The organism is Serratia sp. OS31 (assembly GCF_014164835.1).
Taxonomy (GTDB): Bacteria; Pseudomonadota; Gammaproteobacteria; order Enterobacterales; family Enterobacteriaceae; genus Serratia; species Serratia liquefaciens_A.
The window spans coordinates 67,353-80,444 of the sequence record NZ_JACJFQ010000012.1; the positions used below are offsets into that span (position 1 = coordinate 67,353).

At 50.2% G+C, this 13,092-nt stretch carries 9 protein-coding genes; 4 read left to right on the plus strand and 5 right to left on the minus strand.

Annotation, left to right across the window (positions count from 1 at the left end):
- The first annotated feature begins 121 nt into the window (after positions 1-121).
- Positions 122-4,369 carry a transporter substrate-binding domain-containing protein gene (locus tag H5P17_RS12335; protein ID WP_182823188.1) on the plus strand — a complete coding sequence of 1,416 codons (4,248 nt, stop codon included), beginning with the start codon at positions 122-124 and terminating at the stop codon, positions 4,367-4,369.
- A 148-nt stretch (positions 4,370-4,517) separates the two neighbouring features.
- On the opposite strand, the gene H5P17_RS12340 is transcribed toward H5P17_RS12335, so the two are convergent.
- The 5 genes from H5P17_RS12340 to H5P17_RS12360 all read right to left on the minus strand — a co-directional run bounded on the left by H5P17_RS12340 (position 4,518) and on the right by H5P17_RS12360 (position 9,979).
- The gene (locus H5P17_RS12340; RefSeq protein ID WP_182823190.1) at positions 4,518-5,108 is read right to left on the minus strand and encodes a fimbrial protein; all 591 of its coding nucleotides are present in this window, start codon (positions 5,106-5,108) and stop codon (positions 4,518-4,520) included.
- Positions 5,109-5,122: 14 nt separating this feature from the next.
- Entirely contained in the window at positions 5,123-7,558 is a 2,436-nt protein-coding gene (locus H5P17_RS12345; protein WP_182823192.1) for a fimbria/pilus outer membrane usher protein, read from the minus strand.
- 11 nt (positions 7,559-7,569) lie between these two features.
- Positions 7,570-8,268 (minus strand): fimbria/pilus chaperone family protein, encoded by a 699-nt coding sequence (locus tag H5P17_RS12350; RefSeq protein ID WP_182823194.1) that lies wholly within the window; start codon positions 8,266-8,268, stop codon positions 7,570-7,572.
- 100 nt (positions 8,269-8,368) lie between these two features.
- Complete coding sequence (locus tag H5P17_RS12355) at positions 8,369-9,064, minus strand: DUF1120 domain-containing protein (protein WP_182823196.1); 696 nt, start codon at positions 9,062-9,064, stop codon at positions 8,369-8,371.
- A gap of 210 nt (positions 9,065-9,274) precedes the next feature.
- Positions 9,275-9,979: a DUF1120 domain-containing protein gene (locus tag H5P17_RS12360; protein WP_182823197.1), complete on the minus strand. Its 705-nt coding sequence runs from the start codon at positions 9,977-9,979 to the stop codon at positions 9,275-9,277.
- An 839-nt stretch (positions 9,980-10,818) separates the two neighbouring features.
- Here H5P17_RS12360 and H5P17_RS12365 point away from each other — a divergent pair.
- The 3 genes from H5P17_RS12365 (at position 10,819) to H5P17_RS12375 (ending at position 12,712) form a co-directional block, all read left to right on the plus strand.
- Entirely contained in the window at positions 10,819-11,448 is a 630-nt protein-coding gene (locus tag H5P17_RS12365; protein ID WP_182823199.1) for a helix-turn-helix transcriptional regulator, read from the plus strand.
- Between the two features lie 189 nt (positions 11,449-11,637).
- Complete coding sequence (locus H5P17_RS12370; protein WP_182823202.1) at positions 11,638-12,111, plus strand: hypothetical protein; 474 nt, start codon at positions 11,638-11,640, stop codon at positions 12,109-12,111.
- A gap of 67 nt (positions 12,112-12,178) precedes the next feature.
- Complete coding sequence (locus tag H5P17_RS12375; protein ID WP_182823204.1) at positions 12,179-12,712, plus strand: hypothetical protein; 534 nt, start codon at positions 12,179-12,181, stop codon at positions 12,710-12,712.
- Positions 12,713-13,092: the final 380 nt, after the last annotated feature.

The window sequence follows — 13,092 nt, forward strand, 5'->3', positions numbered from 1 at the left end:
CAAGGTATGAGCCGATATGTTCTTTATAACGCTTAAAAATAATTTAGTCGGCCTTATATGCTGGTTCGCATTAACCCTGTTTACCCTTGTCATGCCGGCACTTCACGCCGCAGAGTTGACCATGGAAGAAAAAGAGTGGATCAGATCCCATCCGGAACTGCGGGTCGGCACTTATGAAGGCGGATTGCCGCCACTGGAAGATAAGGTTAAAAACCAATTAACCGGTTTTGCGCCGGACGTACTCAACGAAGTCGCCAGTCGATTAAAATTAACGCTAAAGGTTAAAGAGTATCAAAATCGTCTCGATATGATGCAGGCGCTGAGGCACGGCGAAATCGATGTGGTCATGAACATGTCCCCCACGTTCTCAGGTGCCAAATATCTGCGCTACAGCCAGCCTTACGGCGAGAACGATCTGATTATTGTCAGCGCCCGCGACAATCGCCACATTCTGGATCATTCAGACCTCGCCAAGGCATCGGTTGCCGTAGTCACCGGTTCGCCCGAAGCCGAGCTGATCCCGGACGTTTATCCCGCCATCAGGTTGCATGAATTCGTCAACCAGACCGCCGCCCTGCTCAGCGTCGAGCAGGGCGAAACCGATGCATTTATCGGCAATCGCTACACTATCCGCTACCATATTGCCCTTAACAAAAGCGAAGCTTTCAGAACCGTGGGCAATGCCTATTTACCGCTGCAAACGCTAAGATTTGCCTTTCCACGGGAAAACCCGTTACTGGCCAACGCATTCGATGTGGCCATTACCGATATTGGCTGGCGCGAACAACAGGCGTTATTTGAAAAATGGGTCGCTCCCTTCCCTGCCCGCTTGCCAAAAACGGAACGCATCAACCTTTCTCCCGATCAGATTACTTTACTGAATCAATTGCCACACCTGCAGGTCAGCAACCTGGAATCCTATCCGCCGTTTTCTTTTCGCAATCAGCATGGTGAACCCAGCGGCCTGGTCGAAGACTATTTCGATCTGATACGCCGCCAGCTGCAGCTTAAATCTGAACGTGTCAGGGTTCGTTCACTGAATGAATTAATGAAAATGATCAAGGAAGGCGAAATCGATCTGGTCCCCGGTTTGCCGCCAACCGCAGAGCGCATGCAGTTTTTAGCCTTCAGTCAACCTTACGCACGCTTTCCGCTGATGATCGCTACGCGCAAAGAAACCAGCAATATCGAAGGTATCGAAAGCCTTGGCAAGGCACGGGTAGCGATATCCGAGGACGCAGAGCCCATCCCAACGCTACTGCGTAAAAACCCGGAGCTGACTCTGATTCATACCGATACTGCAGAACAAGGCCTGCAGCTGTTGGCCGACCGCCAGATAGATGCTTACATCGGCAATCTGGTGGTCACCGATCGCATTATTACCGAGCAATACCCCAACATATTAAAGGTCGCGGCACCGACCGGTTACTATGCCGAACTGGCGGTGGCGGTCACCAAAAAGTACGCCTATGTCATCCCGCTGATCAACCAGGCTCTGGCAAATATCAGCACCGATCGCAAAGAGCAGATCCGCAGCGCCTGGTTCCCGATCACGTTCCAGGAAGACGTCGATCTTCTGGTTATCATCAGGAAAATCCTGCCCGCCATATTGGCCGTCGGCTTTATCATGGCACTGCTTATCATCGCCTATTGGCGTTTGCGTAAGGAGACCAGCCGCAGGATCCGCGCCCAGATGACCTTAGCAGACCAGCTCAGCTTCCAGCATGCTCTGTTGGAAACCATCCCGTTCCCGGTATTGGGCAAGGACCACCACGATCGTTATATCGCGGTCAACAGCGCCTTTGAGAAACTGACCGGTCATGCATCCGCGCATATGCTGGGTAAAACGCCAGAAGAATGCGGCTACATCGATGCCATCGTCTCGCTGGAGCGCGAGCCGGAAAACCGCGCGGCTCTGTCGGCCGAGGAAGGCATCCACCGTCCACTGCGCTATGCCAATGCCAAAGGGGAAATGCGGGAGGGGTTGTTCTGGCTCAAACCCTTCTTCAGCGTTGACGGGGGGCCTGGCGGCAGCGTTACCGTATTGGTCGACGTCACGGACATCCGCCGTTCTGAAGAACGAGCGCTAATCTCAGAAGCCCTGCTGACCGACGTGACCGAATCGCTGCCGGTTACCGTGTTTCAAGTCTGCCTTTCGGTAAATGGCGATATACATTTTACCTACGTAGCGGGTGCCGCAGAAGCCACCTTCGGCTTATCTGCCGAAACCATGATGGCGGATCATGAAAGCTTCCAGCAACGGGTGAATGCCGAAGATATGTCCATGCTGCAAGAGAACTTGGTTCGCATGCAGGGCACGCTGGCCCCCTTCCAGAACGAATTCCGCATGCAGGTCAAAAACAATCAGTGCTGGATCCGTGTCAATTCAGGCAAGGGTAAACGTGAGAGCAACGGGGATGTGCTATGGGGCGGTTATTTTGAAGATATCACTCAATCCCGCCACCAGGAACGCATGCTGCTCGAAGCAAAAACCAAGGCGGAGGCCGCAGCCCGTGCAAAAGCGACTTTCCTGGCGACCATGAGCCATGAGATACGCACCCCGGTACACGGCATTCTTGGCTGGCTGGAGCTGCTGGAAAGAACCCGACTGGACGATGAACAAAACAGAATGCTGGTTACAGTACAAAGTTCTGCGCAGCATTTGACCCAGGTGATTGACGATATTCTTGATTTCTCCAAGCTGGAGGCGGGCCAGGTCTCACTGGAAAACCTGGCGATGGATATCCGGGTATTCCTGTCGGAAATGATGCAAACCCTGAACCTGCAAGCGTTGAAAAAGAGCCTGTCACTGCATCTGTATCTGGATAGCAGAGTCGCCCAAAAGCTGTTGTTCGACCCGGTCAGGCTGCGCCAAATTTTAATGAACTTTCTCAGTAACTCGCTGAAATTTACCCATGCGGGCAACATTACGCTGCGGTTGGTTCTGCTCGGCGAACAGAAAGGCCGGCAGTTTTTGCGCTTCAGCGTGGTTGATACCGGTATCGGCATCCCTGCGGATATGCAGCAGCAATTGTTCCAACCTTTTCAACAGGCAGAGGCTTCCACCACCCGCCGTTTTGGCGGCACCGGCTTAGGGTTGGCTATCTCCAAAGGCCTGGCGCAACAGATGAACGGAAAACTCACCATGCTCAGTGAGCCGGGCGAAGGCACCACCCTCAGTTTCGATGTCCACTTCGACGTCTACACACCGTCAGCCGCGTTGCCGGAGCTGTTGGGTACTCGAGCTACCCTTTGGTGCGATGACGTCGTTATCGGTCAGAACCTGCGGGAGATGCTGTTGGCATTAGGCGTCACCGTCACCTGCCTGTCAGGTACGCAGACGCCGTCGCTTATCATGACCGGCTGCGATTTGCTGTTTATAGAGGAAACCATGCTGTCCACTCTTGCGATACCAGTCACCGTCAGGGACAACATGATCGTATTGACTGAAAAACCGCTGCCGGACAATTCGACCGATCCGCATATCCTCAACGTCACGCCATTATCGTGGGAGAGGGTTAAAAAAATCTGCACCACTTTGTTAATCGAGCAAAAAAAACAGGCCGTCAACGTCTATGAACCCACAGTAGAAGAGGCGCCAGATATCACCCAGAACCGCGAACATGCCCTGGCGAACGGAAGCCTGATATTGGTCGCCGAAGACCACCCTATCAGCCGGGAACTGATCAAACATCAGCTGCAAATCCTGGGCTATTGCTTCGATATCGTTGAGGATGGCCAACAGGCTTTGCAGGCAATAGAAACCACCCGCTATGGCCTGGCGATTGTCGACTGCCATATGCCCTATATAGACGGTCTGGAATTAAGTCGCCTGATCCGCAAGAAAGAGGCAGCGACAAACAGCGCAAGACTGAAAATTGTCGCACTCACGGCGGGCGTACTGGAAGAACAAGAAGATCAGTGTCTTGCTGCCGGCATGGACGCTTATTTAACAAAACCTATTGATATTAAAGGGCTGAAGGAAATTCTCACCCGATTTATCACGCCAAGAACGGTTGCCGCAACGACGTTCGGTGCAACCAACCCAAATCATTTTTTCACTCTAGACATGGCCTCTTTGAATAAGCGTTATGGCTCAGAAGAAAAGGCCAGAGTGGTCATGGGTATGATGCTGGGCAATCTGGAGCATGGGCTGCATCAGCTGGCCGCCAGCCGATCTGCCCCGCAACAAGCGCTGATTGTGCGCCACCTGGCATTGGATCTGGGGGCACTTAATTGCCATATACTGGCCACGCAGGCGTCAAGGCTGGAAACACGGCTAAATCAGGGAAAAGTTAATCTCACCGGTGATCTACAGGATTTCAAACAGGCTATTGCGCAGTTGATCCTGCAGTTGCATATGCTGTAGCAGAAAATAAAAGACGATGATACCTCCCTGCCCCTCTGTCGGGTAAGTGGTGGCCCTCGATAACATTGCCGCTTTCTTTGTGCGAAGCCCTTCCCCCACTTCGGCAAAAAAAGCGCCAATGACCGGCTTTGTTAGCAGCCTCCTAAAATCACTCCAGCAGCTCCAACGAGAGGTGAGATTCACTTATTTGGCGGGAGGCAACACGGGCAGCGCTCTCCGGCAACACGGGCTCAATTTCAACGCGTGCATTAAAATTTTTACCCTTGACCAGTTGACCATTCAGCACAGCGGCAAACACCTTACCGGGCTGCAATAGCAGGCTGGATTCGGATGTGCTGTCAATGGCGCCGGCCGGTGTCATAAATGCGGCCTGTACGCTCTGCCCATCCAGTTGGCAGTCCTGCAGCCGGATATTAATACGGCCCCGCTCACCATAGCGCAAATCGCCGTTGGCATCGCGATCGCCTCGCATCTCGAGGCGTATCGTCTGGCTATAGGGACAAACCACGCTGAGCATAAGCGTACGTTTTCCCGGCGTTACCTCATCGCCACCGGCCACATCTTGCAGTTGCCAACGTGACTGGATGCCATAGTCGATAACGGGCGTACCTGTGGACAGGCTACACCGCGTGTCCACCGGCAAAAATGATTGGGCCTCAATGCTACTGGCTTCAATGGCGGAAGCTGCCGGCTGGCTTATTGCCAGTCCCATCGCCAGTGCGGCAAATATTTTTCTCATAATAACATCCCCTGTCAGCGACATATGGCATTGGCGGTTTCATACAGGCCACTGGTGTCGGCCTTTTCCGGCAATGAGAGCGAAAATGAACATATCGTTTTACCGGAAACCTGTACGTCCAGCTTGCCGGCCCCAGCCGCATCAGAAATAAATACGCTCCCCTTGCTGCCAACCACGGTGACAAAATTGCCGGCCGCATCAAACACGCTGGCACCATAGGGCAGAGGGTTGTTCACGGCATCTTTCACGTCTACCAATACCCGCCGGGTCCGTATCACGGAAAAATCGATATAGTTGACAGAGCCCCGCGCAGCCTCGGCCTCCTGCCATGCGTTGCCAATATCGACGTTTTTCGCCAGGCTGCGGGTATCCACCTGAACAGCGGAGCGTTTATACCCAGCCAGAGAGGGTAAAACGGCATAACCGCGCCCATCAGTCCAGACCGGACCTGCCGAGGTGTCCAACCGCACGCCGGCCTCCTCCCCCACCTTGGCGATACCGAAAGTATCATTGACCCGATAAGGAGAAAGCGTAATACCGCGATGGTGAGTTACAATCGCCCCGGAGGCCCGCGCCGACCAGGAAGTGTAATTACCCGAATCTTGGCTGATGCTGCCGCTGAGTTGACTGAATGGGGTAACGCTGTCGATGCTGCCGGTACCGGATGTGCACTGATTGCTAAAATCACGCTCGCTGGAAAGGCTCCATCCCCAATCCTGATGGTCGCGATCGCTGTAACGCATGCCGCCGCGACTGCCGCTATGCGAGCTGTTATTAAGGTAGCTGCTGATGCTGCGGCTGCCGCCAAAGGGGATATTGACCGTGATATACAAGCGAGTTTCCGCATCGCTGTTGCGGCTGCCGGTATTGTGCTCCAGGCTGGCGCTGAAATAAGCGCGTTCAAACTGTTTGCTCCAGCCGCCACGTACGTAATTTGTAGCATCTCCGGCAAAGGTGCTGCTGCGAGACCAGGATAAAGACAGGTTGCCGAAACTGTCCTGCGACCAGCTTATGCCACCGCCGAACTGGTTTCGGCTACGGCCGGCGGTATCCTGCCCATCGGTTTGCAGCGCGTCACTCAAATCGCGATAGCCGGATGTTTGTTGAACGGCATTGACGCTAACCCCAATACGCTCCGTAAGCTTATGAGTCAGCGCGGCAGTAGCCGATACCCCCGTATTGCCATGCGTATCATCCTGTGCGGCAATAGTTTGTACAGAAAGAAAAGTCTCGTTAAACAGCTGACTATCCAGCCCCACGGCACCTGCGCGATAGGGCGAAGATCCAAGCAGCCCAGCGTTAAGCGTAGTGAACGGGGTCAGCCCCCACCCCGTGGCCAGAGTCCCGAGTAGCGGAGCTTCGCTGCTGCCTTGTTGATCAAGCTTACCAACGCCAAATGACATCCCCGGCGCAACCGCAGCTCCGTTCAACAACAGGGTGGAGGCAGGGACAGAAAACTGGCGCGTTTCACCATTGCTGCCGGTTAGCGTCACGGCCAAATCTGAACGGGTATTTAGCAGTGAAAATCCCTGCAGCCGAAAGGGGCCGGCGGGTACCGTGGTGCTGTAGACCAACATGCCGGATTGACGTACTTCCACCACCGATTGGCTATCGGCAATACCCTCAACCAACCCCGCACCACCTCGGTCACCCTGCAGGGCAGCCTCCGGGAACATCTGAAACCCCAACACCTGGCCAGTACCGAACATCGAGTTGGACAAGCTAATCTGCCCAATCTGAAGAACCTTTTTAATCCCCGCGAAAGTACGCTGTGAATAGGCGGCCTGGTGCTGCATTTGATCTTTGCCGTTAAAACGAGAGAAAGTCTGTCGGCTACGAACGATCCAATCGCTGATGTTAAAACCCGCCTCGGTGCCCAATTGCATAAAATTCAGGCCCGCAGTGGCGCCGGCAGAGTCCATATATTGCGCGTCGTAATTCAGCATGCCGGCAAAGCCGCCATGGTTCCAGTTGCCTTCCTGCGCATCGGGTGCGCTCAGCGCTTGCGCCGGGAGCACCAAATCAACCCGAGCCTCACCCGGCTCGAGATTCAGTTCCGTTTGCGGCCAGGCCGTTTTCAGATCAAAACAGGCGATATCCTTGCTGAAGCCGGGTGGGGACATCAGGCCGGCCTTTTTTTGAAAGGTCTCATCGGCACAGAGTTTTCCGTTCTGATCAAAATGAACTTTGACTTTACCGCGGGCGTTGCCATTCACCGTTAAGCTCACGGTGGACTCTCCGGGTAAAAAGCGCGGCGCCTGGCGAAACCACTCGGCAAGCTTGGGGTCAATGCCACGCGCCATCATCGCCTGCTGATCGAACTCAATATCTCCCGAATACGGCGCCTGCGCAGCGGCCAACGCTGACGAAGTCATGAGCAAAGCGGCCGTCAGAGCCAATGACAGGGCTGAAAGTGCCGGCCATCTGCTAGCCGGGTCCTCATGCTGCATCAACACCATCGTCAATGGTTTAGCTCAGCATCATAACTGTTTACCGTGTAGCCCCAGGTGGTGGCCGGAGAAATGCGGACCTGTCGCGCAATGCCGGTTTTCTTGCCGCCGTCAGGCGTAATGGTCAAGGTTTGCCCTGGCAACACATAGCTGTTGGGCAGCATCCAGAGGGTATTGTCCGGCAGGGTTCGTACACCCTGACCAAGGCGGACGACGTATGGTGACGGGTTGCTGACCGTTAAACTGTCGCCGCTTTGCTTCCAGTTCAGCCGCTTCCAGGGGGCCGGATCTCTTTCCAAGCCTGCAGGACGGATAATTACCGGCAGGTTTTGGCGTACGGTCATGCGCACTTCATTTTTGCCTTTTTGCTGCGGTGGCACGCCTTCAAAAATGACACGTGTCAGACGTTCAGTTGTCAGCGGTGTTTTGCTGGTCAGAATAAAACGTACGCGTTGGGTTTTACCTGACTCGACGCGCGCCGCCGGGGGCGTAACGCTCAGCAGGGTTTCGGGGTCATCTTTAATATTTTCCAGCGTGGTCAACAACAATACCGGGAAACCGTCGGTATTTTTAATATTGATGGCACCTTCGCCGTCATCCTGTTCGACCACCACGACCGAGGTCTCCGGTACCATACCGGTTGCATGGCTGTAGGCGGAAAATAGCAGTAAGGAGACCGCCCCAATATTAAACAGGGAAGAAAGAGTCATTATTTTCACCATCCGTATTAAAAAGGGCCGCTACTGAGGGTCTCTCCAATACAGCGGCCAAAGGGACAACGGCCGGGCGCACACGCCCGGCTAAAATAAGTTAAAGATACACCAGCTCAATTGTGGTCGATCCGTTTAATGTCACCGGTTTAGTCAGGTCCAATTCGGAGGCTTTATTAATATAGGCACGCACCGTTAATTTTCCGGTAAGTTTCTGGAAGGCGACTGGTTCGGTGGTACCAGCAGCAGCCCAGGATACCTGACGAACAGCTGTGTCATTATATAATCCCCCATCTCCACCTTTTGTCCAGGTTGTTTCTCCAACGTTATTATGGATAGCGTCGACGGTATTGCCATCTGCAAGCACACTCCCCTCTTTAACATTGATGACATACCCCCCAATGCGATGAGTGCCATCAAGTCCCAGCCCCACAACAGGCAAATTAGTTTTGTCAAAGACATCAACCAGAGCCGCCCCTCCAGCGCCATCAGTAGTGGCCCCCGCCACGGTATTTGGACGATTATTGCTGGCTTTTAGGGCCACTTTAGTTGGTGCGGCACAGCTGATGGAAAGATCCAGCTGTTTCTCATCTTTAGGGGTGAATGCATCCAACGCCAACGAAGACACTTTAATTGTTCCATAATCAACAGTTCCACCACCGGATACCATTGGCGTACAGGCGGTTGGCGTAATAGTCCCTATCACTTTAACTTCTATACTTGCCGCCAAAGCAGGTAAAGCCGTCGTTGCCAATAGGGCCAATATGCAGAGATTTATTTGCGTACTTTTCATCATAAAATGATTCCTTTCTTCATGTCGAAAATATGTATTGCTGGCCTATTAATTAAATAAACCATTGGTTATTATTAATTTAAATAAAATCACTGGCACAACAATTAAATTTCACGTTTAGTTTAAGACTCAAACTACAAATAGAGCATAATCAATAACCAACCAGATGAAATATTCCTTTCAGGAGGCCAGTGTCATTTTTATAACTATACCTTACAGGTAAATCAGCTCGATAGTGCTCAAGCCATCCAGGACGATCGGTTTGGTCAGATCCAATTCTGACGCCTTATTGATATAGGCTTGCACGTTTAAGCTCATGGTTAAGGCTTGGACGGCGACAGGCTCCACAACGTCGCCCTTCTTCCACGAAATTTGTTTTTTAACACCAATTCCGTAAAGATTACCACCTCCATCGGTCCATTTCCCGGAACTTCCATCTCGAGAGATTGTTTGAACACTGACGCCACTTGCACTAATTCCCCCAATAGTAACCACGTATCCCCCTATATGCCCTGAACCACTGAGCCCAAGTCCAACAACTGCAGTTCCTTGTAACCACGAGTTAAGTGGTGATGATGGTGCTGATATTGGAGAGAGGCCAGCACCTGAAATTGCATCTTCATCAGCGCCAGCCAGCGTATTAGGGCGACCATTTTTTGTTTCAAACGCCAATTTCACCGGCTCATCGCAAGTAATGGTTAAATCCAGACTTTTTCGATCCAGTGTAGTGTAAGCGTCCAGCGTCAAAGAATCAGAAGTCATCGTGCCGTAATCAAAGCTAGCACCTGACAGCGTTGGGGTACAGCCCGATGGCGTAATGCTGCCGGCAACCTTTATCTCTATGTTTTTTGCCTGTGTTGGCAAGGATGTGATGGCCAGCAGGGCCAGAACACAGGTAGTCATTTGCCTTTTATTCATTCGGATATTGCTCCCTTTCCATAAGTAGCGAGTATTATCGCCGGTCCTATATTGAGGCAGAGTATGGCAAGATATTTATCAGCTTAAAAATGAAATAACTTCATATGGTTAAATACGAGTGAAAGCATCACGTTTGTAATACAACCGACCTCTCCAGACGAGTAAAAACGTTATAAATCCAATTTATCAGGATTTAATTCCTGTTTTTTAAAATTTTTTAGCCTGCAAAAACTGAAATGGCGCACTTGCGACATAAAATGTTGGAGCCGCTCCAGGCCTGCCCTGGATAGAGATAGATGAAAACAAAGGGAATATTGAAGGGAATTCATTCCCCCTTTGCGATTATCTGACCCGTTATGCTCTTGCCCCCTTGAGCCATCGTGCTTATCCAGAAGTACCACGCACAGGTATTTGTTGATAATCCCTACAGCCAAGCGTCGCCGCGGTGCCCATTAAAGATAACAATCTGCCTGGCTCAGTAAAAAGTTGGGATAATGACTTTCGTCTGTTCAATAATAATCATCGCCGATAACAGATAAAAATACACAACAAAAAAAGAACATTTTTTTAAATACGCATCAACAAATAAAACTCTAACTTTGTATTACAAGAAAAACCTTTTCGAGTCCAACTAGCGATATGAAAACAAAAATAAGATAAAAACTCCGTTTTTTTAGTGAAATTAAAATTCATATCCATACTAACCATAATTCACGCTATGATCGTTCAACAAAGCATAATTCAGGCTTATCATTGATAGCTATCACTCACTATGTGAACCAATGATAACCCTGGTGAATGCTGATATGAGGAATGACATTTTACTGCCAGGGAAGCTTATGTTCAGAGAATCTATAACCGTATTTTTATCGGATAAAAATCGCTACTTCATGCATGGCATCCAGCAGGCACTGGAGATCTACTTCCACTCAAAAAATGTGAATGTGCGCTTCACCGAAAACACCTTCGAATACCGGACGGCCGACATCATCTTTCTGGCAGCCAATCCAAGCGAAAGCACCCTGCCTCATTATCTGTATTCGCAAGCGAAGGCGTGCTGCCCATTGGTTTTCTTGATTGAGGAAGAACGAAGTTCAACGCCAGTTGCCAACAGCGCCAGCCGAAAGAAATTCACTTATATCTCGCGCAATAAAAGTGTCGAGGCTCTATTTGAAGCCATTGAACGCGTGATTTTCTCCAAAGCCATTCAAAATAAAAGAAATCGCTACGATTTTAATAACGCATCCCGATTCGCCAAGTTCTCTACCAGAGAGTATGAAGTCATTCATTATCTTTCTTTAGGCCTGCCCAATATTTCGATTTCAAGAAAACTGAATCTCAGCGAAAAAACCATTAGCCAGCATAAACGTAACGCGATGCGAAAGCTGAATTTCAAACGCAATGCCGAACTGCATTTTTGGTTGCTGTGTGGCGGTTTAAAGGACGTTGGGCGTCATGTTCTGATGTAACCCTCTCGCAGGGAAATCCATCATTATTTTCAAGCGTCTTTTCTCCAAAGGCAGGCTAACGATGGAAATAAATGCGTTTTTCTCTATTCGGTTTACAGCGTGCCTTATCAGGATTGTCGATTGCCCGGCCAACAATAAATTACGGGTAATCGACAACTCGGTAACTGCGCAACGGAAGGAAACCGCAAAGTGATACTAAACCGCGCAACTCTGCTTGGTTTACTCAGCACGCTGCTATTGCTACTGGCGCTGCTGCCATCACTTTTCGACGTTTCCAATATCCCTGCTATTTTGCACTCCATACAAGATGGCAAACTGTCACCTAATAACCCTCATAGCGGGGATACAAATGAACCGACCAGCGGAAAGCATCAAGGACAGTTAACCGACAAGACAGCTCTGCTGCCGCAAGCCGAAGGCAAAATCAGCCGGGGGGATACCGGAGTCAGCCCGGTGTCTAAGCTACGCATAAAATCGCTTACGCAACAAAGCAAAACCCCAAGAATGAATCTGACAGATTTGCAAAAAAGCGATTCTGGCTTACCGGCTGAAAACACCTTGGCCAAATTCAATCTTCAAACTATCCAGCAGGAAGTAAAAAAATTTATCCGTAGAAAGATATTGTCACGCAGAAAGCTAGCGAATTTAAATTCGGCCAGGTGATCATTAGTCGCATGCCTTGATAAAAGCATTCTGTTTAAAAACCCGATAAAAACATGAGGAAATATCAATGAAGCAGATACAAAATTTGATAGAGAATCTTGAACTCTGTATTCCAGGATGCGACTCAGCACCTATGTATACCCCCCTACCAACAACCCTTGAACCTGGTACCGTATTAGACTGGTTGTACAAAAATCTAGGCGAACAAGACCTGATGGTCTATGAGGAATGGACGGAGTATAGTGGTTATACTCCTGAGTTGAAACCGCTAAAAAACATCACCCTACCCATTGATATAACTGATTTTATTTTCAATTGCGTTGAAAATATCGATTGGTCAGAGTCAAATATTGAACCATGGGAACTCCCCTATTTTATACCTTGGCTAGAACATATTAATTATTATCTAAAGCCACATGGTGTAAGACTGGTAAATATTTTACCCTTTGAGAATGCATACATCATCTGTCTGCGCGATGACGATACATTAATACAAAAACTGCACTTGAGCCTGGAAGACCTAGGCATGGGCATCAATAAGCGGGAACCATTGGATCAACAACAAGTTTTACTAGAACTCCATTCCATAATTTCAGGGTAAAACTGCCTGCATTACAAGAGACATTGCTTTCAGCCCACAGGGAAGCGCTAAATCCTGACTCAAAGAGCCTTCCCTTCACCTTTCTTTTTTGCGATTTCTCCACGGTAACATCGGTGCGGTAGCAGTGAGCTTTGCAGAGGCATATAGAGGTTGAATGCTGTGGATAGAAGAGTTTAGAGCCGATGGCATGGCATGCTGCGTATTGCGCTAAGGCAGTAAAACGACCACAAGCGGTTTGATATGCTCCCAGAACCATACACCACGCTACAACAGCGATGGGCAATTCCTAGAGATACCTTTGTCGGAACCTGGACATTCAATCACTTCTGAATTTTATGATTTCTAACGAGAAGGTACTAAACGAGAAGGTACTAAAAGAA

Coding starts and splice junctions, on each gene's coding strand:
- H5P17_RS12335 (WP_182823188.1), top strand. CDS start 122: ATGGAAGAAAAAGAGTGGATCAGATCCCATCCGGAACTGCGGGTCGGC.
- H5P17_RS12340 (WP_182823190.1), bottom strand. CDS start 5,108: ATGAGAAAAATATTTGCCGCACTGGCGATGGGACTGGCAATAAGCCAG.
- H5P17_RS12345 (WP_182823192.1), bottom strand. CDS start 7,558: ATGCAGCATGAGGACCCGGCTAGCAGATGGCCGGCACTTTCAGCCCTG.
- H5P17_RS12350 (WP_182823194.1), bottom strand. CDS start 8,268: ATGACTCTTTCTTCCCTGTTTAATATTGGGGCGGTCTCCTTACTGCTA.
- H5P17_RS12355 (WP_182823196.1), bottom strand. CDS start 9,064: ATGATGAAAAGTACGCAAATAAATCTCTGCATATTGGCCCTATTGGCA.
- H5P17_RS12360 (WP_182823197.1), bottom strand. CDS start 9,979: ATGAATAAAAGGCAAATGACTACCTGTGTTCTGGCCCTGCTGGCCATC.
- H5P17_RS12365 (WP_182823199.1), top strand. CDS start 10,819: ATGTTCAGAGAATCTATAACCGTATTTTTATCGGATAAAAATCGCTAC.
- H5P17_RS12375 (WP_182823204.1), top strand. CDS start 12,179: ATGAAGCAGATACAAAATTTGATAGAGAATCTTGAACTCTGTATTCCA.